Annotated in this window: 16 protein-coding genes; 5 read left to right on the top strand and 11 right to left on the bottom strand. The window is 73.1% G+C overall.

The annotated features are described in order from the left end of the window. Positions 1 to 68 precede the first annotated feature (68 nt). A complete protein-coding gene (locus tag DPA01S_RS13250) occupies positions 69 to 764 on the top strand; it encodes an exonuclease domain-containing protein (RefSeq protein ID WP_061916907.1) in 696 nt (231 codons plus the stop codon). Positions 765 to 774: 10 nt separating this feature from the next. Here the strand turns inward: DPA01S_RS13250 and DPA01S_RS13245 are convergent, their stop codons facing one another. The 6 genes from DPA01S_RS13245 to DPA01S_RS13220 all read right to left on the bottom strand — a co-directional run bounded on the left by DPA01S_RS13245 (position 775) and on the right by DPA01S_RS13220 (position 7,826). Next, positions 775 to 1,863 carry a uroporphyrinogen decarboxylase/cobalamine-independent methonine synthase family protein gene (locus DPA01S_RS13245; protein WP_232303153.1) on the bottom strand — a complete coding sequence of 363 codons (1,089 nt, stop codon included), beginning with the start codon at positions 1,861 to 1,863 and terminating at the stop codon, positions 775 to 777. Then, positions 1,860 to 2,990: a tRNA 2-thiouridine(34) synthase MnmA gene (mnmA, locus tag DPA01S_RS13240; protein WP_061916904.1), complete on the bottom strand. Its 1,131-nt coding sequence runs from the start codon at positions 2,988 to 2,990 to the stop codon at positions 1,860 to 1,862. The genes DPA01S_RS13245 and mnmA overlap by 4 nt, the downstream gene beginning before the upstream one ends. Then, on the bottom strand, positions 2,987 to 4,183 hold the full coding sequence (locus DPA01S_RS13235; protein ID WP_061229415.1) for a cysteine desulfurase family protein: 1,197 nt from the start codon (positions 4,181 to 4,183) through the stop codon (positions 2,987 to 2,989). Before DPA01S_RS13235 ends, mnmA begins: the two co-directional genes overlap by 4 nt. Positions 4,184 to 4,276: 93 nt before the next feature. Beyond that, complete coding sequence (locus DPA01S_RS13230) at positions 4,277 to 5,227, bottom strand: electron transfer flavoprotein subunit alpha/FixB family protein (RefSeq protein ID WP_061229416.1); 951 nt, start codon at positions 5,225 to 5,227, stop codon at positions 4,277 to 4,279. A gap of 52 nt (positions 5,228 to 5,279) precedes the next feature. Then, entirely contained in the window at positions 5,280 to 6,065 is a 786-nt protein-coding gene (locus DPA01S_RS13225; protein WP_061229417.1) for an electron transfer flavoprotein subunit beta/FixA family protein, read from the bottom strand. 129 nt (positions 6,066 to 6,194) lie between these two features. Continuing rightward, positions 6,195 to 7,826, bottom strand: coding sequence for an AMP-binding protein (locus tag DPA01S_RS13220; protein ID WP_061229418.1), 1,632 nt, complete (start codon positions 7,824 to 7,826; stop codon positions 6,195 to 6,197). A 206-nt stretch (positions 7,827 to 8,032) separates the two neighbouring features. Between DPA01S_RS13220 and DPA01S_RS13215 the strand changes: the two genes are divergently transcribed. Then, entirely contained in the window at positions 8,033 to 9,364 is a 1,332-nt protein-coding gene (locus tag DPA01S_RS13215; protein WP_061229419.1) for an outer membrane protein assembly factor BamB family protein, read from the top strand. On the opposite strand, the gene DPA01S_RS13210 is transcribed toward DPA01S_RS13215, so the two are convergent. The 3 genes from DPA01S_RS13210 to DPA01S_RS13200 are packed head-to-tail and all read right to left on the bottom strand — an operon-like array spanning position 9,349 to position 12,213. Further along, complete coding sequence (locus tag DPA01S_RS13210) at positions 9,349 to 10,578, bottom strand: THUMP-like domain-containing protein (RefSeq protein ID WP_061229420.1); 1,230 nt, start codon at positions 10,576 to 10,578, stop codon at positions 9,349 to 9,351. The two genes, DPA01S_RS13215 and DPA01S_RS13210, sit on opposite strands and share 16 nt — an antisense overlap. Positions 10,579 to 10,588: 10 nt before the next feature. After that, complete coding sequence (locus tag DPA01S_RS13205) at positions 10,589 to 11,365, bottom strand: NUDIX hydrolase (RefSeq protein ID WP_061229424.1); 777 nt, start codon at positions 11,363 to 11,365, stop codon at positions 10,589 to 10,591. A gap of 5 nt (positions 11,366 to 11,370) precedes the next feature. After that, complete coding sequence (locus DPA01S_RS13200; protein ID WP_061229421.1) at positions 11,371 to 12,213, bottom strand: ABC transporter ATP-binding protein; 843 nt, start codon at positions 12,211 to 12,213, stop codon at positions 11,371 to 11,373. A 156-nt stretch (positions 12,214 to 12,369) separates the two neighbouring features. On the opposite strand from DPA01S_RS13200, the gene DPA01S_RS13195 reads away from it, so the two are divergent. Together DPA01S_RS13195 and glgB are read left to right on the top strand one after the other, a co-directional pair. Beyond that, a complete protein-coding gene (locus tag DPA01S_RS13195; RefSeq protein WP_061229422.1) occupies positions 12,370 to 14,388 on the top strand; it encodes a maltotransferase domain-containing protein in 2,019 nt (672 codons plus the stop codon). 11 nt (positions 14,389 to 14,399) lie between these two features. Further along, on the top strand, positions 14,400 to 16,718 hold the full coding sequence (gene glgB, locus DPA01S_RS13190; RefSeq protein ID WP_232303152.1) for a 1,4-alpha-glucan branching protein GlgB: 2,319 nt from the start codon (positions 14,400 to 14,402) through the stop codon (positions 16,716 to 16,718). 88 nt (positions 16,719 to 16,806) lie between these two features. Here glgB and DPA01S_RS13185 read toward each other — a convergent pair whose 3' ends face one another. Then, complete coding sequence (locus DPA01S_RS13185; protein ID WP_007627604.1) at positions 16,807 to 17,751, bottom strand: tetratricopeptide repeat protein; 945 nt, start codon at positions 17,749 to 17,751, stop codon at positions 16,807 to 16,809. A gap of 35 nt (positions 17,752 to 17,786) precedes the next feature. After that, the gene (locus DPA01S_RS13180) at positions 17,787 to 18,986 is read right to left on the bottom strand and encodes an acetyl-CoA C-acetyltransferase (protein WP_061916900.1); all 1,200 of its coding nucleotides are present in this window, start codon (positions 18,984 to 18,986) and stop codon (positions 17,787 to 17,789) included. A gap of 76 nt (positions 18,987 to 19,062) precedes the next feature. Here DPA01S_RS13180 and mce point away from each other — a divergent pair. Next, a partial coding sequence (gene mce, locus DPA01S_RS13175) for a methylmalonyl-CoA epimerase (RefSeq protein ID WP_061916895.1) occupies positions 19,063 to 19,529 on the top strand: 467 nt, incomplete at its 3' end.

Below are 19,529 nucleotides of genomic sequence, written 5' to 3'. Positions count from 1 at the left end.
GTGACAGGTTATGTCGCACGCGGCCGCGACGCCTCCGCGGTGTCGGAGCGCTGGCCTACGGTGAGCCCATGACCAACGACATCACGCTCCCCGTCACCATCGACCGGAACCGCCTGCTGGCCTTCGACCTCGAGACGACCGGTCCCGACCCGCGCACGGCCCACGTCGTGACCTCGGCCCTCATCGAGATCGACGGGCCGCACAAGAGGGAACGGAACTGGCTGGCCGATCCCGGTATCGAGATCCCCGAGGGGGCGACGGATGTCCACGGCATCACCACCGCCCACGCGAGGGAACACGGTAGGCCCCACGCGGAGGTCATCGCGGAGACCGTGGAGGCCATCCGGCAGGGATGGCGCGACGGCCGCACGCTCGTGGTGTTCAACGCGTGCTACGACCTGACGATCCTGCGCCGGTGGCACCCGACCTTCGAGGTGGCCGGCCCGGTCATCGATCCGTATGTCGTCGACCGTGCCGTCGATCCCTTCCGCAAGGGCAAGCGCACGTTGGAGGCGCTGTGCGGTCAGCACGGGGTGCGCCTCGACGCCGCGCACGAGGCGGCCGCGGACGCGCTCGCGGCCGCGCGCCTGGCGTGGAAGATGCTGGGGACGCAACAGGAGTTGTCCGGCTGTGACTGGCGCGAGTCCAACGCCCAGCAGGCCCGGTGGCACGAGGCCCGCCAGCGGGACTTCGCCGCCTACCTCGAACGCTGCGGGAAGGACGCGTCCGACGTCAGCACCCTGTGGCCGATGGCGACCGTGTAGGCCCGGTCGGTCACTCGGCCATGCGGGGAGCGGTGTCCGCGACGAGTCTGACTCCGCGGAGTGCCGCGGCGGCCCCGGAGGCCGCGACGACCTCGTCAGCCGTCGGAGTGAGCACGGTCAAGGGCAGGCCCGACTGGGGTGGCGCCCCGAGCCGGTCGAGCAGTGCCAACACCTCCGCCGCGGGCCGTTCGGCCTCGGTGGAGGTCAGCGGCGGCCCGCCGGCACCGGGCAGACCCTCCAACTGGAGGGTGCGGCCATCCCCCAGCAGGGTGCCGGCGGCGTCGAGGGCGGCGTGTGACCGCGCGGAGTACAGCGGTGAGGCGGCTAGGCACGCGCCGTCGAGAGGCGTCTCGCCCCGGGGCGGCTCGGCGATGACGGACCAGACCGGCGGAGCGCCGGGATCCGATGTCACGGGGACACGCACCATGACCTCGGCGGCGCCGGCGCGGCGCAGGGCGTCCCCGAAGCGGCACAGCGACAGGGCGAGCTGGTCCGCGGGGACGGCCGCGATCGGGTCGAGACGGCTGGGTGACTGCACCGTCCCGGCGGCCACCTTCCAGAGCAGTGGCTCGTCGAGCAGGACGCGGGCGCCCGCGCGCAGTCGGCTCGCGAACCGGGCGGCGAGGGCTCCCGCGCCCTCGCCGAGGGAGGCCGCCAGGTCGCGTCGAGCACCGCGGTCCGACAGGACCGGCATCCCGCCGGGCAGTTCCACCTGCGCCGCGAGCGACCACGGGCCCACGATCCGCACCTGGAGCCGACGACGGCCGGGCTCGGGGACCTCCTCGGGGTCCCTCGCCAGCTCGTCGGCCTCCTCGAGGGCGTCGCCGTCCCGGTCGAGGTGGTCTGCGGCCCGCCGGGCGAGACGGCCCGGCGAATCCGCGAGTCGCCACCCGCGCGGGGTGACGTCCGTGGGCAGGTCGGCGAGCGTCGCGAGGGTGCGGCCGATCGCGTCCGCGCCCGGTCCCCGGTCCGGCAACTCCGGCAGGAACGGCAGGGAGTGGCACTCCCCCATCACGACGCGGGCCGCCTCGCGGGGATCGGTGCCGGGCATCGGGCCGGGCCCGGTGCTGGACGGAGCGGGGCCCGCCTCCGGCGTCACACCGCCTCCGTCGCCGGGCGGGAGGCGGAGATGGTGCCGCTGCCCAGGACGCGGTCGCCGTCGGGCTCGGAGCGGTACAAAACGGCGGCCTGCCCGGGCGCGACCCCGCGGACCGGCTCGTGCAGGGTGATCTCGAGAGTGGCGTCCGCTCCGTCCCCGATGCGCCGGACGTGGGCCGGGGTGGCCTCGCCGTGCGCGCGGATCTGGACGTGGCAGTCGGTCTCGCGGATGTCGTCGTCGACCAGCCAGTACGGCGAGGTGGCCGTCATGGCGACGGACAGCAGGTGAGCGGCACCGCCGACGGTGACCGTGCCGCTGTCGGCGTCGATCGCGGTGACGTACCGGGGGCGGCCGTCGGCCGCGGGTCCCTGCACGCCGAGCCCCTTGCGCTGGCCGATGGTGAACCCGTGGATCCCGTCGTGGCGGCCGAGCTCGTCACCGGTGTCGGCGTCGACGACCGCGCCGGGGCGCACCCCGATGCGGGCACCGAGGAACGCACGCGTGTCGCCGGACGGGATGAAGCAGATGTCGTGGCTGTCGGGCTTAGTGGCCACCGGCAGGCCCGCCGCCTCCGCCTCGGCGCGGACCTGCGACTTGAGCGAGGCTCCCAGCGGGAACATCGAGTGGGCGAGCTGCTCGGGGGTGAGCACGCCGAGGACGTAGGACTGGTCCTTGGCCGCGTCGACCGCTCGGCGCAGGACGGGTCGGCGGGAGCCGTCGGGGAGCTCCTCGGTCGACAGCCGCGCGTAGTGTCCGGTCGCGACGGCGTCGAACCCGAGCGCCATGCCGCGCTCGAGCAGCGCCTCGAACTTGATGCGCTCGTTGCAGCGCAGGCACGGGTTGGGCGTCTCCCCGCGGGCGTAGGACTCGACGAAGTCGTCGATGACGTCGGCCCGGAACCGCTCGGCGAAGTCCCAGACGTAGAAGGGGATCCCCAGCAGGTCGGCGACGCGGCGTGCGTCTCCGGCGTCCTCGCGCGAGCAGCAGCCCCGGGATCCGGTCCGCAGGGTCGCCGGATCGCTGCTGAGGGCCAGGTGCACGCCCACGACCTCGTGGCCGGCGGCAACGGCTCGGGCGGCGGCCACGGCGGAGTCCACTCCCCCGCTCATCGCGGCGAGCACTCTCATGATGCGCTCACCCCGGCGCGGGCCAGGCCGAGGCCCGCGACGCGGGCGCGGTCGGCGGCGGGGCCCAGGGCGGCGATCGCGGCGTCGATGTCGGCCTCCGTCGTCGTGTACCCCAGGCTGAGCCGCAGGCTGCTCCGGGCCGAGGCGTCGTCGGCGCCGAGGGCGAGCAGGACGTGACTGGGCTCGGCGACCCCGGCGGTGCACGCGGAGCCGGTCGAGCACTCGATCCCGGCGGCGTCCAACAGGAGGATGAGCGACTCCCCGGAGCATCCGGGGAAGGTGATGTTGGCGATCCCCGGGAGGCGCTCGCCGCCCCCGTTGGCGATAGCACCGGGGACCGCGGCGAGCACGCCGTCGATCAGCCGGTCCCGCAGCGCGGTCAGCCGCCGCGTCTCGGTCTCCATCTCGCGGACGGCCTCGTCGAGCGCCACGGCCATGGCGACGACACCGGGGACGTCCACCGACCCGGAGCGCAGATCGCGCTCCTGCCCGCCGCCGAAGCCGATCGGAACGCACTCGGCGCCCCGGTCGAGGATCAGGGCGCCCACCCCGAGCGGGCCTCCGAATTTGTGGGCGGACAGGCTCAGCGAGGTGACGCCGAGGGCGGCGAAGTCCACCGGCACGTGCCCCACGGCCTGGACGGCGTCGGTGTGGACCGCGGCGCCGACCGCGCGGGCGTGGCCGGCGACCGCCGCGACGTCGCCGAGGGTACCGATCTCGTTGTTGGCCAGCATCGTTGCGACGAGGGCGAGGCGGGGGCCGGCCTCCTCGGCGAGCTCGCGGACGGTGTCGGGAACGACGGCGCCGCGAGTGTCGACGGGCAGGAGCCGGATCTCCTTTTCTCCCCCGCGCCCGGTCGCCAGATGGGCTGCGGCGTCGAGCACGGAGTGGTGCTCGGTGGCGCCGACGGCGACGAGGTCGCCGTCGTGCGCGGCGGCCTGGCCGAGGATCGCGAGGTTGTCGGACTCGGTGCCGCCGGAGGTGAACACCACCTCCGAGGGGCGACACCCGAGGTGGTGGGCGAGCGACTCGCGGGCCTCCTCGACGCGTCGCCGCGCGCGGCGACCGGAGCCGTGGAGCGAGGAGGCGTTGCCGACCACCGAGGCCGCCTCGGCGTAGGCGGCGACGGCCGCCGGACGCATCGGGGTGGTCGCGGCGTGGTCCAGATAGTGCACGGGGCGCAAGGTGGGCATATCGCAGGCAAGGATACGCCCGGATGCGCCGGACCCCGGCACCGCAGGGGTGCCGGGGTCCGGGTCGCGTCCGTCAGACACGGTGTGCGGGGCTCACTTGCGGGCGTTGATGGCCTCGGTGAGCTGCGGGGCGACGTTGAACAGGTCGCCGACGATGCCGTAGTCCGCGATCTCGAAGATCGGGGCCTCCTCGTCCTTGTTCACCGCGACGATCGTCTTGGACGTCTGCATGCCGGCGCGGTGCTGGATGGCGCCGGAGATGCCCAGGGCGATGTACAGCTGCGGCGACACGGTCTTGCCGGTCTGGCCGACCTGGAACTGGCCCGGGTAGTAGCCCGAGTCGACGGCGGCGCGGGAGGCGCCGACCGCACCCTTGAGGGAGTCGGCGAGCGGCTCGACGACCTCCTCGAACTTCTCGGCCGAGCCGACACCGCGTCCACCGGAGACGACGACGGTCGCCTCGGTGAGCTCGGGGCGGTCGCCACCGACGATCGGGTTGCGCGAGATGATCTTCGCGGCGTTCTCGGGCTCGGGGACCTGGACCTCGACGACCTCACCCGCGCCCGCGGCCGGGGACGCCTCGACGGAGCCGGGACGGACCGTGTAGATCGGGGTGTCGCCGGAGACGGTGGCCTCGACGGTGTAGGCGCCACCGAAGATCGAGTGGACGGCGGAGCCGTCCTCGCGGATCTCGATGACGTCGGTGAGGACGCCCGAGCCGGTGCGCGCCGCGAGACGACCCGCGACCTCCTTGCCCTCGAAGGTGGCGGCCAGGACGATCGCGGCGGCGCCCTGCTCGGCGAGGCCGGCCAGGACGTCGACCTTGGGGGTGACGAGGTAGTTCTGCACCGCGTCGCCCTCGGCGACGTAGATCTTCTCCGCGCCGGCCTCCTTGAGGGCGTCGGTGAGCGCGGCGGCGGTGCCGGTCTCGCCGAACACGACGGCGGACGGCTCGCCGAGCGCGCGGGCGGCGGTCAGCAGCTCGTTGGTGACCTTCTTGAGTTCGCCGTCGACGTGCTCGACCGCGACGAGGACTTCAGCCATGGTGGGTTCTCCTTGAAAAAGACTGTGATGAGTCGGTCGGGGTGAGCTCGCGTCAGATGAGCTTCTGCGACACGAGGTACTTGGCGATGTCGTTGCCGCCCTCGCCCTCGTCGACGACCTTCTCACCGGCCGCACGCGGCGGCTTGGGGGCGGAGGAGGTCACGGTCGACGCGGCGTTGTCCTTGCCGACCTGGCCGGCCTCGACGTTCGCGTCGGCCAGGGTGAGGACCTCGACCGGCTTCTTCTTGGCGGCCATGATGCCCTTGAAGGACGGGAACCGCGGCTCGTTGATCTTCTCGCCGACCGACACGACGCACGGCAGGGAGGCCTCGACCTCGAAGATGCCCTCGTCGGTCTCGCGCTCGCCCCGGGCCACGCCGTCGGCGATCTCGAGGGTGCGCATGTGGGTGAGCTGGGGCAGGCCCAGGTACTCGGCGAGGATGGCCGGGACGGCACCCATGCGGCCGTCGGTGGCCTCGTTGCCGGCGATGACCAGCTCGGTGCCCTCGATGGTGCCCAGCACGTTGGCCAGGGCCCACGCGGTCTGGACGACGTCGGAACCGTGGAGGCCCTCGTCGTTGAGGTGGACCGCCTTGTCGGCACCCATCGACAGGGCCTTGCGGATGGCCTCGGTGGCGCGATCCGGTCCGGCGCACAGGACGGTGACCTCGCCGCCGTTGGCCTCCTTGATCTGGAGCGCCTGCTCGACGGCCTTCTCGTTGATCTCGTCCAGGACCGCGTCCGCGGCCTCGCGGTCCAGGGTGTAGTCCCCGTCCGAGAGCTTGCGCTCGGAATAGGTGTCGGGAACCTGCTTGATCAGTACGACGATGTTCGTCATGGGCCTGCGTCGACCTCCTGCGAGTCGGGGCGGGGTGCGCCCCCGTCATGACCGGGCGCACCGGATTGTGGTCCTACCTGACACAATAACGGCACCGGCACCACGGTGGCGGGGCCGGGTTCGCCCGCCTCAGTTGATCCGCTTCTCCCAGCCCGCCCACGCGGCGTCGCGCAGTTCGTTCTTGCGCACCTTGCCGGTGGACGTCCGGGGCAGCGCCTCGGTCAGCTCCACCGCGCCGGGGACCTTGTAGCGGGCGATCTTCGTGCGGCAGTGCTCGATCACGCCGGCCTCGTCGAGCTGCGACCCCGGCCGCACCACGACGTAGGCCTTGGGCCGCTCGCCCCACTTCTCGTCGGGCATGGACACCACGGCGCAGTCCACGACGTCGGGGTGGGAGACGATCGCCTGCTCGACCTCGATCGTGGAGATGTTCTCGCCGCCGGAGACCACCACGTCCTTGGCGCGGTCGAGCAGCTGCACGTATCCGTCGGGGTGCATCACGCCGAGGTCACCTGAGTGGAACCAGCCCCCGGCGAACGCGGCGGCGGTGGCCTCGGGGTCGTTGAAGTAGCCCTTCATGACGCCGTTGCCGGTCATCACGACCTCGCCCATCGTCACGCCGTCGGCGGGCACGTCGATCAGACGGGTCTCCCCGGGCGAGGTCCGCTCGACCACGCGCACGGTGTCGGCGTGGATCATCGCGACGCCCTGGCGGGACTTGAGGCCGGCACGCTCGTCGGGGTCGAGATCGGCCCAGCCGGGCTGCGGGGTGCACACGGTGAAGGGGCCGTAGGTCTCGGTGAGGCCGTACACCTGGGTGACGTCGATCCCTAGCTCCTCGAAGCGGCGCAGGATGGTCGGCGAGGGCGGCGCCCCGGCGGTGATCATGCGGATCCCCTCGATCGGCCGGGCGGCCGGGTCGTCCGCGATGGTGCTCAACACGGCGGGGGCACCGGCGAGGCGGTTGATCCCCTCGTCGTCGAACAGTCTCCAGATGTCCTCCCCGCGGACGGCGCGCAGACACACGTGGGTGCCCCGCGCACCGGTCAGCGCCCAGGTGGTGCACCAGCCGTTGCAGTGGAACATCGGCAGGGTCCACAGGTACCGCGAGTCGGCGTCGAGGTCCTGGGTGATGATCTCGCCGAGCGCGTTGAGGTAGGCGCCGCGGTGGGTGTACATGACGCCCTTGGGGCGACCGGTCGTGCCGGAGGTGTAGTTGACGGCGATGACGGAGTCCTCGTCGGCGACGGTCCACGGCACGGGCTGCGGCGAGGCGTTCGCGAGGCCCTCCTCGAGGGCCTCGGCACGCGGGCCGAAGCGGGACGCGTCGGGCTGCGTGCCGTCGGCGTCGGGCGCGACGAGGAGCAGCCGCAGCGCGTCGGGGACCTCGTCGCCCAGGCCGGCGAGCAGGTCGGCGTCGGCGATGAGCACCTCGATGCCGGCGTGGTCGACGATGTAGGCGATCTCGGCCGGGGCCAGACGGGTGTTGAGTGCGACCACGGCTCCGCCGGCCAGCGGGACGGCGAACTGGGCGAGCAGGGCCTCCGCGGAGTTGGGGGCGAGGACGCCGACGCGGTCGCCGCGCGCGACGCCGCGCATCTTCAGCAGCGAGGCAAGTCTGGTGGCCCGGTCGGCGAACTCGGCGTAGGTCTGGCGCCGCGGGCCGTCCACCACCGCGGTCGCGTCGGGTGAGACGCGCGCGGCCTTCTCCAGGAAGCTTAGCGGGGTCAGCGCGGTGTCGAGTCCGGAGTTCGCTGTCATCGGGGTGTCCGCCTTCCGTCGGGCCGGGGCCGGGGCTGGTGCCCTCGCGGGCAGGGTGAGTGTCGTCACGGTATCGGCGGAGCGCGCTCCGCGAGTAGCGGTTCCCCCGGGCGTACCCCTGGGTCGCCGGGCGCTCGGACTACGCTTACGCCCTGATCACTCTTTCGACGGGGGGACCTGTGGCACCGGCATCGTTACCGCGCACCGTGCGGTCCCTGGTCGTGGCCGGGCTCGCCCTGGGCGTGGTCTCGGGCTGCGCGTCGGACACGCCGAGCGGGGGCGCGCGCCTCGGCCAGGCCGCGAGCTGGTCGTCGGTGGCCGGTGGCCCGCCGAACTCGTCGCGGGCGCACGCCGGGGTGTCGGACTCCCCCGAGCTCTTCTGGTCGCGCACGCTGGGCGCCCCGGCGATCGGGGTGGCCTCCTCCGACGGGATCGGCACGTCGTTCCAGGCGACGGTCTCCGAGCGCGGCTGCAACCTCTTCGCCCTGACCGCCGACGACGGCCGCAAGCGGTGGTGCTCCCGTATGCCGACGGACGGCCCGCGCATCACGGCGACGGTCGACGGGCGCGGTTCGCTGTTCGTCCCGGCGTACGGCGGGGTCGCGGCGGTGGCCGCCGAGGGCGAGAACCGGTGGTTCGCCGCCACCCGCGGCGTGCCGACCACCGTGACGTTGATGGACAACCGCCACCTGTTGCTCGTCTCCCACCTCGGGGTCGCGCGTGTCGTCAACGCCCACACGGGTCTGGACGTCACCCCCGAGCTGCGTCTCACCGGTGACGTCGTGACGGACGATCCGGCCTACGGTCTGCCGTGGTGCGCCACCGGCGCGCGGGGGTGCCCGGTGCCGGCGGCCGCGGCCGTGGACACCGACGCGGCCACGGCGTACCTCACCGCGTGGACGCCGGGCGCGGCGGAGCCGGAGCTGGTCGCCGTGCGGTTGGTCGGTGACGACGCGCCCGCCCTGGAGGTCCTGTGGCGCGTCCCTCTGACCGAGGGCCGGCTGGGCGTGCCGGTGGTCCTGTCGGGTGACCGGGACGAGGTCTACGTGCACGCCGCGGACGGCGCCCTCGCCGCGTACCGGGCGGCCGACGGCGCCGAACTGTGGTCGGTGCCGGTCGGGTACCGCCCGGACGCCTCGCCGGCGTTGCTGCCCGACGGCACCCTCGTCACCGCGGGCCGCACGACGACCGTGTGGAGGGGTCCCGACGACGAGCACGACGACGACGCGGGCCCGGCGCCCGTGGTGGCCGTCCGCCCGGTCGACGGGACCGGCCGCGAGGTCTGGCGCCGGGACGATCTGCAGCAGCTCACCAACCCTGCCGCGACCCCGGACGGGCAGGTGATCGTGGCCGTGCGCGCGGGCGGTGGCGGCGGCGAGCCCGGCATCGCCGTACACGTGCTCGACGGCGGCGACGGGCGGACCGTCCACCGGCTCGAGGTGCCCGCGGCGTCGGGTCCCGTGTCGGGGCTCAGCGTCGATTCGGACGGTCGGATCGCGTTGACGACCGCGATGGGCGCGGTCTACATGTTCGGCTGATCCCCGGTGGCCCGGGTCCGGGGCCCGCACACGAACACCACGGCCGACGTGCCGATGCGGGTGACCACCAGCGCGAGCGGCCGCGACCCCGACAGCGACAGCGAGCGACGCAGCACGTCCGGGTCGGTGTCGACGCCGCGCACGAGGATCTCCAGCGACCCGCAGTCCCGCGCGCGCAGGGCGCGACGCAGCTGCTTGCGGTCCAGCCGACACCGCTCGAGCACCTCGAACCCGCTGTGGCCCGGAGGGATCCGCGGGCCGGTCAGGTGCGCGATCCGCGGGTCGAGCTGACGGAGCCCGTGCCTGCGGGCCCAGTGCCGCACGAGCCCCGCCCGGACGACCGCCCCGTCCGGGTCCACGATGAACCGCTCGGGTTCGGGGTGGGCGGCGACCTCGTCGTCGTCGCCGTCGGTCACCTCCTCCACGTGCACGGCGACACCGTCCGCGGTCAGGCGCGCCGGTCCCCACGGGCCCGGCGCCCCGGCGGCGGCGGTGCGCACGACCGTCGCGCGTCTCCGTACGCCCCCGGCCAGGCCCGACGACCACAGGCAGGCCTCGCGTACCGAGCCGTCGAGGGAGACCAGCTCGACCTCGCCCTCGTGGCCGAGGGCGGAGGTGTCGAGTCCGGGCGCGCACTTGATGACGTGGTCGCGGTCCGTGGCCACGGCGAGGAGGTCCGGCAGCGGTGGGCTGAGCTGCGCCGGGTCGTGGATGCGGCGTCCCCCGGCGCGGCGGGCGGGATCGGCCACCAGCACGGCGTCGCGGCTCGGCGGCGCGAGCGCGTCCGCCACACACACCAGCGCCCCGGGGACGTTGTGGGCGGCCATCCGCGCGCGCACCGGGTCGAGGTCCGAGCCGATCACGCGGCCGGCCGTGCGGACGAGCTCGGTGAGCTCGGCGCCGACCGAGCACGTCACGTCGTGGACGTCCCGGCCCGCCAGGCGTTCGGCGCGGAGGGCGGCGACGGGCCAGGCCGTGGCCTGCTGCACCGCCTCGTCGGTGAGAAGCATCGCCCCCGCCCCGCGGATCCGGCCGTGCGCGCGGGCACGGGCGGTGACGACGTCGATCGCCGCGGCCGCGTGCTCGGCGTCCGCGCGGCGCACGGTCGCCGTCGAGGACACGACGTGGGCCCGCGACCAGTCGAGCCCGGCGGCGAGCTCGATCAGGTCGCGGCCGGCGTCGGTGCGCAGGAAGTCGAGGTCCTCGGGGGTCACCGCCGCAAGGTTAGTTCCCGCCGGGCGCGATGGCCCGTTCGGTGGCCAGCACCTCGGCGACGTCCGCGGCTCCCGCGAGGTCGGACAGCACGTCGAGGGTCGGCCGGAGCATCCCCAGGTGGCCGAGGATGCCGGCCTGGGCCGCGTCGTCGGCGCGGATCCACTCGGCGGCCCGTGCTTCGCTCGTCCCGCCGTCCGGTTCCGTCCCCTCCGGCAGTGCGGCCACGAAGAACAGTGTGTCGTAGCGCCGCTGCGGACCGATCGGGGTCGTCCAGCGGTCCCACGGCCGCAGCAGGTGCGCGGACAGCACCAGGTCGTGGGCGGCCAGGAGCGAGTCGAGGTCCCCGTGCCCCGCGTCGAGCGCGCGCCGCTCGGCGACGCCGGGCGACGCCGGGGGCACGGCCGCGGGCGTGGTCGGGCGCGGGGTGGGTTCCGCCGGCTCGGCGAGCAGGACGCCGGTCTCCTCGAACAGCTCGCGCGCGACCCCTCGCACCGCCGCGGCGGCGCGGCCCTCGTCGATGCCGAACCGCTCGGCCCACCACCGCGGCGCGGGCCCCCGCCAGGACCGCGTGCCGTGGTAGTCGCGCGGCTCCACCCCGCCGCCGGGGAACACCGACATGCCCGCCGCGAACTGCATCGTCGACACGCGGTGCTGCAGGAACACCTCGACTCCCCCGCCGACCCGGGCGTCGCGGATCAGCGCGACCGTCGCCGCCTCACGGATCGGGACGGAGTCCGGCGCGTATCCCGCGTGGGTGTCCCCGCCGCCGCCATTCGCGCCCGCCACGCCGGTCACGCCCGTCGGTGCCGGCCCGATCGGCGGGCACGGCGGGCGAAGTAGCGGCCGTCGATCGCGTCGACCGTGATCGACTGCGCGAAGGCCCGGCTGAGGTTCCCGGAGGTGATCACGTCGTCGATGAGCCCCATGGCGGTCACTTCACCCTCCGCCAGCAGCATGGCGTGGGTGAATCCCGGGGGGATCTCCTCGACGTGGTGGGTCACCAGGACCGTCGCGGGGGCGTCCGGGTCCATGGCCATGTCCCCGAGCCGGGCGACGAGGTCCTCGCGGCCGCCGAGATCCAGCCCGGCGCCCGGCTCGTCGAGCAGTAGCAGTTCGGGGTCGGTCATCATGGCGCGCGCGATGAGCACGCGCTTGCGCTCGCCCTCCGAGAGTGTGCCCCACGTCCGGTCCGCGAGATGTTCGGCGCCGATCGACTCCAGGGTGTCGGCGGCGCGGTCGAAGTCCTGCTCGTCGTACCTCTCCCGCCAGCGGCCCAGGACCGAGTACCCGGCGGAGATGACGAGGTCGCTCACCACCTCGTCGCCGGGGATCCGGCCCGCGACGGCGACCGACGACAGGCCGACCCGGCTGCGCAGCTCGGTCACCTCCGTCCGACCGAGCTGCTCACCGAGGATGACGGCTGTGCCGGTGCTCGGGTACTCCAACGCCGAGGCGATCCTCAGGAGCGAGGTCTTACCCGCACCGTTGGGGCCGAGCACCACCCACCTCTCGTCGAGTTCGACCTGCCAGGTCAGTGGCCCCACGAGGGGCTTGCCGTCCCGCCGGAGCGAGACGTCACGCAGGTCGAGGACGAGGTCGGGGTCGATGTCGATGGCGGTGCTCACGACGCCCATCTAACCGGTTATCGCGGCCCCGGGTGCGGAGGAACACGACTCGCGCGGGTTAACCGGAGATGACGGCCCTGAAGGATCGGCCCGACTTCGCTAGCGTCGACGGTGACGGACGTCGCCACTTCGCGGCGCCGACCCGCAGCCGGAAGGAGCACCGACGTGAACGACCGTCTTGCCATCGACGAGGTCCGTCCCCTCGTCTCCTGCGGGAGGTTCCCGTCGAAATCGGTGGTCGGCGAGATACTGCCGATCTCGGCCGTCGTCTGGCGGGAGGGGCACGACGCCCTGTCCGCCAGCCTCGTGGTACGCCGACCCGGCGGCCTCTCCTCGCGCACCACGATGGCGCCCGGTACCGAACCCGACACCGTGCACGCCCTGTTGCCCACCGACGTGCCCGGCATGTGGTCGTTCCGCGTGGAGGCCTGGTCCGACCCCTTCGCCACCTGGCGCAGCGGCATCATCAAGAAGATGGACGCGGGTCAGGACGCCGACGTGCTGGGCAACGAGTTCGAGGTGGGCGCACGCGTGCTCGACCTCGCGGTCGCCCGGGCCACCACCGCGGGGGAGACCGACCGCGCCGCCCTCCTCTCGGGGGCCGCCGACGCGCTGCGCGGTGACGGAGACGCGGCCACCCGCACGGAGCGCGCCCTGTCGGCGGAGGTCGCCGCGGCGCTCGCCACCGACCCGGTGCGCGAACTGGTCACCGTGGGGCAGACCCACCGGGTGTGGGTCGATCGCCGCGAGGCTCAGTTCAGCTCCTGGTACGAGTTCTTCCCCCGATCCACCGGCGGCTGGGACGCCGAGGGCAGACCCGTCCACGGCACGTTCGCCACCTCGCGGGCGTACGTCGACCACGCGGTCGACCTCGGGTTCGACGTGGTGTACCTGCCGCCCATCCACCCCATCGGGGAGATCAACCGCAAGGGTCGCAACAACACACTGACCCCCGACCCGGACGACGTGGGGTCCCCGTGGGCCATCGGTTCACGGGACGGCGGCCACGACGCCGTGCACCCCGACCTCGGTACGACCGAGGATTTCCGGCGTCTCGTCGAGTACGCGGGCGAACGCGGCGTCGAGGTGGCCCTCGATCTCGCGCTGCAGTGCGCGCCCGACCACCCGTGGGCCGCCGAGCACCCGGAGTGGTTCACCGTCCTGCCCGACGGACACATCGCCTACGCCGAGAACCCGCCCAAGAAGTACCAGGACATCTACCCGATCAACTTCGACAACGACCCCGAGGGCATCTACGCCGAGGTGCTGCGCGTGGTCAGGCACTGGACTTCACTGGGCGTGCGGATCTTCCGTGTGGACAACCCGCACACCAAGCCCGCCGACTTCTGGAACCGGCTCATCAGCGAGGTCAAGCGCACCGAGCCCGACGTGTTGTTCCTCGCCGAGGCGTTCACCCGACCGGCCCGGCTGTTCGGGCTCGCCAAGCGGGGGTTCTCGCAGTCCTACACGTACTTCACGTGGAAGACCAGCAAGGCCGATCTGGTCGAGTTCTGCGAGCAGCTGCTGGCCCACGTCGACGAGGCGCGGCCCAACATGTTCACCAACACCCCGGACATCCTGCACGAGTCGCTCCAGCGCGGCGGCCCGGCGATGTTCGCGATCCGCGCCGCCCTCGCCGCGACCCTCTCGCCCGCCTGGGGCGTGTACTCGGGCTACGAACTCTACGAGTGGCAGCCGGTCGCCGAGGGCAGCGAGGAATACCTCGACTCGGAGAAGTACGAACTGCGGCCCCGCGACTTCGCGGCCGCCGAGGCCGCCGGACAGTCGCTGGCGCCCTGGCTGCGCGCGCTCAACCGGATCCGGCGCGAGCACCCCGCGCTCCAGCAGCTGCGGACCCTGCACTTCCACGACGTCGACAACGACCAGATCCTCGCCTACTCCAAGATCGATCCCGCCACCGGCGACACCGTCCTGACCGTGGTCACCCTGGACTCCCTCGGCGCGCAGGAGGGCACCCTGCACCTGGACATGGCGGCGCTCGGCTACGACGACGACGCCCGGTTCAGCGTCCGCGACGAGGTGTCGGGCACCGAGTTCCACTGGGGGTCGAGCAATTACATCCGGCTCGAGCCGTGGTCCGCGGTCGCGCACATCGTCTCGATCCCACCCTGCTCCGAAGCACGTAGGGTCGAACTGTCCTACCGAACGCACACCGTGGATTGAGGCGAACGACCATGGGAAAGCACAAGAAGCAGGACCCCGCGACCGCCCGGCGCCGGCCGGAGAAGACCTCGTCGTCGTCGCCGTCATCCCCGGCGGCACCCGCGACACCCGGGCCGGCCGCGAGCCCCGCTCCGGCCGCCGCCCCGCATCCCACGCCTCTCACCGACGAGGTGCTCGGTCGGCTGCGCGCGGGCACCCACCACGATCCCCACTCGGTGTACGGGACGCACCGCGACGGAGACGGTTCCGTCGTGCGCACCATGCAGCCGGGTGCGGTGTCCGTCGAGATCGACTTCGGTGACCGGACGGTCCCGATGGAGCCCGTCTCCGACGGCCTGTTCCAGGCCGCGCTGCCCGAGGCCGAAGTGCCCGACTACCGCTACCGCGTCGCCTACGCGGACGGCCACACCCGCACCGTCGCCGACGGCTACCGGTTCCTGCCGACCCTGGGCGAGGTCGACCTGCACCTCATCGGTGAGGGACGCCACGAGCGCCTCTGGGACGTGCTCGGTGCGCACGTCCGCACCTACGACTCCCCCGGCGGGCCGGTCACCGGGACGTCCTTCGCCGTGTGGGCGCCCAACGCCCGCGGCGTCAGCGTGGTCGGCGACTTCTGCGGCTGGAACCCCGTGGCGCTGCCCATGCGCTCGATCGGCTCCTCCGGCGTGTGGGAACTGTTCGTCCCCGACGTCGGCGACGGCGCCGTCTACAAGTACCGCGTCCGGGGTGCCGACGGGCGGACCGTCGACCACGCCGACCCCATGGCCGTCGCGACCGAGGTGCCCCCCGCCACCGCGTCGAAGGTGTTCACCTCCGCCTACGAGTGGAACGACGACGAGTGGATCGCCGCCCGCGCGACCCGCGACCACTCGCGCTCCCCCATGACCATCCTCGAGGTCCACGTCGGCTCCTGGCGGCCCGGACTCGACTACCGCGAGTTCGCGCACCAACTCGCCGAGCACGTCCTCTCCACCGGGTTCACCCACGTCGAACTGATGCCCGTCGCCGAGCACCCGTTCGGCGGCTCGTGGGGCTACCAGGTCTCCGGCTACTTCGCCCCCACCAGCCGGTTCGGCTCCCCGGACGACCTGCGCTACGTGATCGACCACCTGCACTCACTCGGCATCGGCGTCCTGGTGGACTGGGTCCCCGCGCACTTCCCCAAGGACGAGTGGTCCCTCGGCCGGTTCGACGGCACCCCGCTGTACGAGCACGGCGACCCCCGGCGCGGCGAACAGCCCGACTGGGGCACCTACGTGTTCGACTTCGGCCGGCGCGAGGTCCGCAACTTCCTCGTCGCCAACGCCCTGTACTGGGCCGACGAGTTCCACGTCGACGGCCTCCGTGTGGACGCCGTCGCCTCGATGCTCTACCTCGACTACTCCCGCGACGAGGGACAGTGGACGCCCAACATCCACGGCGGCCGCGAGAACCTCGAGGCCATCTCGTTCCTCCAGGAGGTCAACGCCACCGTCCACCGCAAGCACCCCGGCGTCCTCACCGTCGCCGAGGAGTCCACCTCGTGGGGCGGCGTCACCGCCCCCACCTACACCGGCGGCCTCGGCTTCTCCATGAAGTGGAACATGGGTTGGATGAACGACACCCTCCAGTACGTGGGCCTGGACCCGATCTACCGCGGCTACCACCACGGCGAGATCACCTTCTCGCTCATGTACGCCTGGAGCGAGCGCTTCGTCCTCCCCCTCAGCCACGACGAGGTCGTCCACGGGAAGGGCTCCATGTGGGAGCGCATGCCCGGCTCCTCGTGGGACCGCGCCGCCGGGATCCGCAGCCTCTACGCCTACATGTGGGCCCACCCCGGTAAGAAGCTCCTCTTCCAGGGACTGGAATTCGGCCAGACCACCGAGTGGAACGCCGAGCGCGGGGTCGCGTGGGACGACCTCGAGGGCTGGGAGGGCGAGTACCACCGCGGCATCCGCGACTGCGTGCGCGACCTCAACGCCCGCTACGCCGAGAACCCCGGTCTGTGGGCGCTCGACGACGACCCCTCGGGCTTCTCGTGGATCGACGCCAACGACTCCGAGCACAACACGCTGTCGTTCCTGCGGACCGACCACGACGGCAGCACCATCGCGTGTGTCGTGAACTTCTCCGGCGCGCCTCTCGGCGACTACCGCATCGGCCTCCCCGAGGGCGGGTACTGGGAGGAGATCCTCAACACGGATGCCGAGGCCTACGAGGGGTCCGGCGCCGGCAACTACGGCGGCGTCCACGCCGAGCAGATCTCCCACCACGGGCGGCCCTACTCCGCCGCGATCACGGTCGGCTCCCGCGCGACCGTGTGGTTCCGCCACACCCCCACCGGATAGCGGAGAGCCGTCGGCGGCCCCGGGCAGGGGCCCGCCGACGGCTCGACGCGGGGCACCGGCGGCCCGACGCGGGGCCACCGGTGATGCGTCAGTACAGGGCGCTCGCCAGGTCGCGGCGCGCGGCCAGCACCCGCGGATCATCCGCCGGCAGCGCGTCGAGGAGCTCGAGCAGCCTCGCACGCAGGGCGGCACGGTCGTCGCCGGTGGTGACGCGGACGGCGCCGACCAACCCGGAGAAGGCGGTCTCGTACTCGCCGGCCACAAGCGCCGCGTCCGCGGCCCGCAGCGCCTCGGGCACCGCACCCTCGCCCGCGTCCGCGTCCTCCGACACGCGCCGCGCCGCCCGGACGTACCGCAGCGCCTCGACGAGCGTGTGATCGCCCGGGCGCGCGTCCACGAGCGCGGTGAAGCGCTCCTCGGCGGCCGCGAGATCCCCCTCTGCCAACGCCTCCTCCGCGGCGTCCCGCTCGGGATCCGACGCCTCGTCCGGCTCGGTCTCCCCGGTCTCCGGGGCCGGCCCGCTCAGCTTGCCTTCGGTCGCGCGGAGCACGGCCGCGAGCCACTGGCGGAGGGCGTCCTCGGGCTGCTCGCCCTCGAAGTCCGCGAGCGGCCGCCCGGCCGCGACGGCGTAGACCGTCGGCACCGCGCGCGCCTGGAGGGCCTGCGCGATGCCCGGAGCCACGTCGACGTCGACCGTCGCGTGCACCCACTGGCCCCCGGCCTCCTCGGCCAGGGCCGCCAGCGTCGCCGTCAGCGCGGTCGGCGCCCGCTGCGACACGAGTTCGAGTATCACCGGCACCTGGGCGGAGCGGACGAGGACCTCCTGCTCGAAGGAGGCCTCGTCCACCTCCACCCGCACCCGCGACCCCCCGTCCTGCGGCGGACCGCCCTGACCCGGGGCGCGACCGGGGGCGGCCGCGTCCCGGCGGGTCTCGGCTCGCTTCTTCAGGCCGGAGAGATCGACGGCGCCGGCGAGCGACGCCGCGAGCTTCTGCTCGGCGGCGGACGGGGGTCGGTTACCTGGTCTCGTCACGTCTCCGATCCTTCCACGATGCCCGGACGGGGGTGTCAGCCGGCCGCGGGCACCCGGATGAGCAGGGCGTCACCCTGGCCGCCGCCGCCACAGAGCGCGGCCGCGCCGAGTCCGCCGCCCCGCCGGGCGAGCTCGAGCGCCAGCGTGAGGACGACGCGGTTACCGGACACACCGATCGGGTGGCCGATGGAGATGGCCCCGCCGTTGACGTTGACCTGGTCCGAGCTGAGCTCGAGCATCCGGGTCGAGTGCAGCCCGACGGAGGCGAAGGCCTCGTTGAACTCGAACAGGTCGATGTCCTTGACATCGATGTCCGCACGCCTGCAGGCGTCCAGCACCGCGTCGGCGGGCTGGTGCTGAAGCGTCGAGTCCGGGCCGGCGACCGTCCCGTACCCGACGATCTCGGCCAGGACGGTCCAGCCCTCGGCCTCGGCGCGCGCGGCGCTGGTGACGATCACCGCGGAGGCACCATCGGAGATCTGCGACGACGATCCGGCCGTGATGGTGCCGTCCTTGGAGAAGGCAGGCTTGAGCTTGGCCATCGACTCGGGCGTTGAGTCGGGGCGCACCCCCTCGTCGGTGTCCACCACGGTCTCGCCCTTGCGGCCCTTGACCGTGACCGGCACGATCTCGTCGGCGAACCGGCCCTCCGCGGCGGCGGCGGCCGCGCGCTGGTGGGAGATCGCGGCGAACTCGTCCTGGTGCTCACGGGTGATCTCGCGCTCGACGTTGCGGGCCTCGGTGAGCGCGCCCATCGGCTGGTCCGTCGGCACGTCGTGCAGGCCGTCGAAGGCCATGTGGTCCAGGACCTCGATCGAGCCGTACTTGTAGCCGGCCCGGCTCTTGGGCAGCAGGTGCGGGGCCTGCGACATGGACTCCTGGCCGCCCGCGACGACGACCTCGGAGTGGCCCGAGCGGATCGCCTGGTCGGCGAGCGCGATGGCGGTGAGCCCGGACAAGCACATCTTGTTGATGTTCAGCGCGTCGACGCGCTTGGGGATACCGGCCGCGAGCGACGCCTGCCGCGCGGGCATCTGACCGTTACCGGCGGACAGAACCTGACCCATGATCACCTGGTCGACGGCCTCGGCGGGGACGTTCCCGCGCTCGAGGGCGGCGCGGATCGCGATGCCGCCCAGCTCGGGAGCGGACAGGGAGGACAGGCCTCCCTGCAGGCGGCCGAACGGGGTACGGGCACCGGAGACGATGACGGTGCGGGTGGGGTCGGCGGTCATGGGACACCTTCCGATCGAGGGGAAACGACTGTACTGGCCAAACTACCGGGAAGGGGGAACGGATAACGTGGCAGGTATGACCACTACCCCAACCGGCCAACCCCTGCTGCCCTCCGAGCTCGTCGTGGCGATCGACCACGTCGGCGTGGCGGTGCCCGACTTCGACGCCGCGGTGGCCTGGTACCGCGACAACCTGGGCATGGAGAACCTCCACGAGGAGGTCAACGAGGAGCAGGGCGTGCGCGAGGCGATGCTCGGATCGCCCGGTCGCCCCGAGGGCAGCGCCCTCCTCCAGGTCCTGGCACCGCTCGACGAGACCTCGACGATCGCCAAGTTCATCGACCGCAACGGGCCCGGTATCCAGCAGATGGCGGTCCGTGTCACCGACATCGACGCGATCACCGAGCACCTCACCGGCCGCGGCGTCCGGGTCCTGTACCCCGCGCCCAAGCGGGGCACGGCCGATTCCCGCATCAACTTCGTGCACCCGAAGGACGCGGGCGGCGTGCTGCTCGAGCTGGTCGAGCCCGCCTCCGACCAGCA

This window comes from Dietzia papillomatosis NBRC 105045, from assembly GCF_001570845.1.
Lineage (GTDB): Bacteria > Actinomycetota > Actinomycetes > Mycobacteriales > Mycobacteriaceae > Dietzia > Dietzia cinnamea.
The sequence above is the reverse complement of the archived record's forward strand: the minus strand, read 5'-3'. Positions and strand labels throughout refer to the sequence as shown.

What these genes read in the sequence shown, in the direction of transcription:
- DPA01S_RS13250 (WP_061916907.1), top strand. Translation starts at nt 69, where the DNA reads ATGACCAACGACATCACGCTCCCCGTCACCATCGACCGGAACCGCCTG.
- mnmA (WP_061916904.1), bottom strand. Translation starts at nt 2,990, where the DNA reads ATGAGAGTGCTCGCCGCGATGAGCGGGGGAGTGGACTCCGCCGTGGCC.
- DPA01S_RS13235 (WP_061229415.1), bottom strand. Translation starts at nt 4,183, where the DNA reads ATGCCCACCTTGCGCCCCGTGCACTATCTGGACCACGCCGCGACCACC.
- DPA01S_RS13230 (WP_061229416.1), bottom strand. Translation starts at nt 5,227, where the DNA reads ATGGCTGAAGTCCTCGTCGCGGTCGAGCACGTCGACGGCGAACTCAAG.
- DPA01S_RS13225 (WP_061229417.1), bottom strand. Translation starts at nt 6,065, where the DNA reads ATGACGAACATCGTCGTACTGATCAAGCAGGTTCCCGACACCTATTCC.
- DPA01S_RS13220 (WP_061229418.1), bottom strand. Translation starts at nt 7,826, where the DNA reads ATGACAGCGAACTCCGGACTCGACACCGCGCTGACCCCGCTAAGCTTC.
- DPA01S_RS13200 (WP_061229421.1), bottom strand. Translation starts at nt 12,213, where the DNA reads ATGGGCGTCGTGAGCACCGCCATCGACATCGACCCCGACCTCGTCCTC.
- glgB (WP_232303152.1), top strand. Translation starts at nt 14,400, where the DNA reads ATGGGAAAGCACAAGAAGCAGGACCCCGCGACCGCCCGGCGCCGGCCG.
- DPA01S_RS13180 (WP_061916900.1), bottom strand. Translation starts at nt 18,986, where the DNA reads ATGACCGCCGACCCCACCCGCACCGTCATCGTCTCCGGTGCCCGTACC.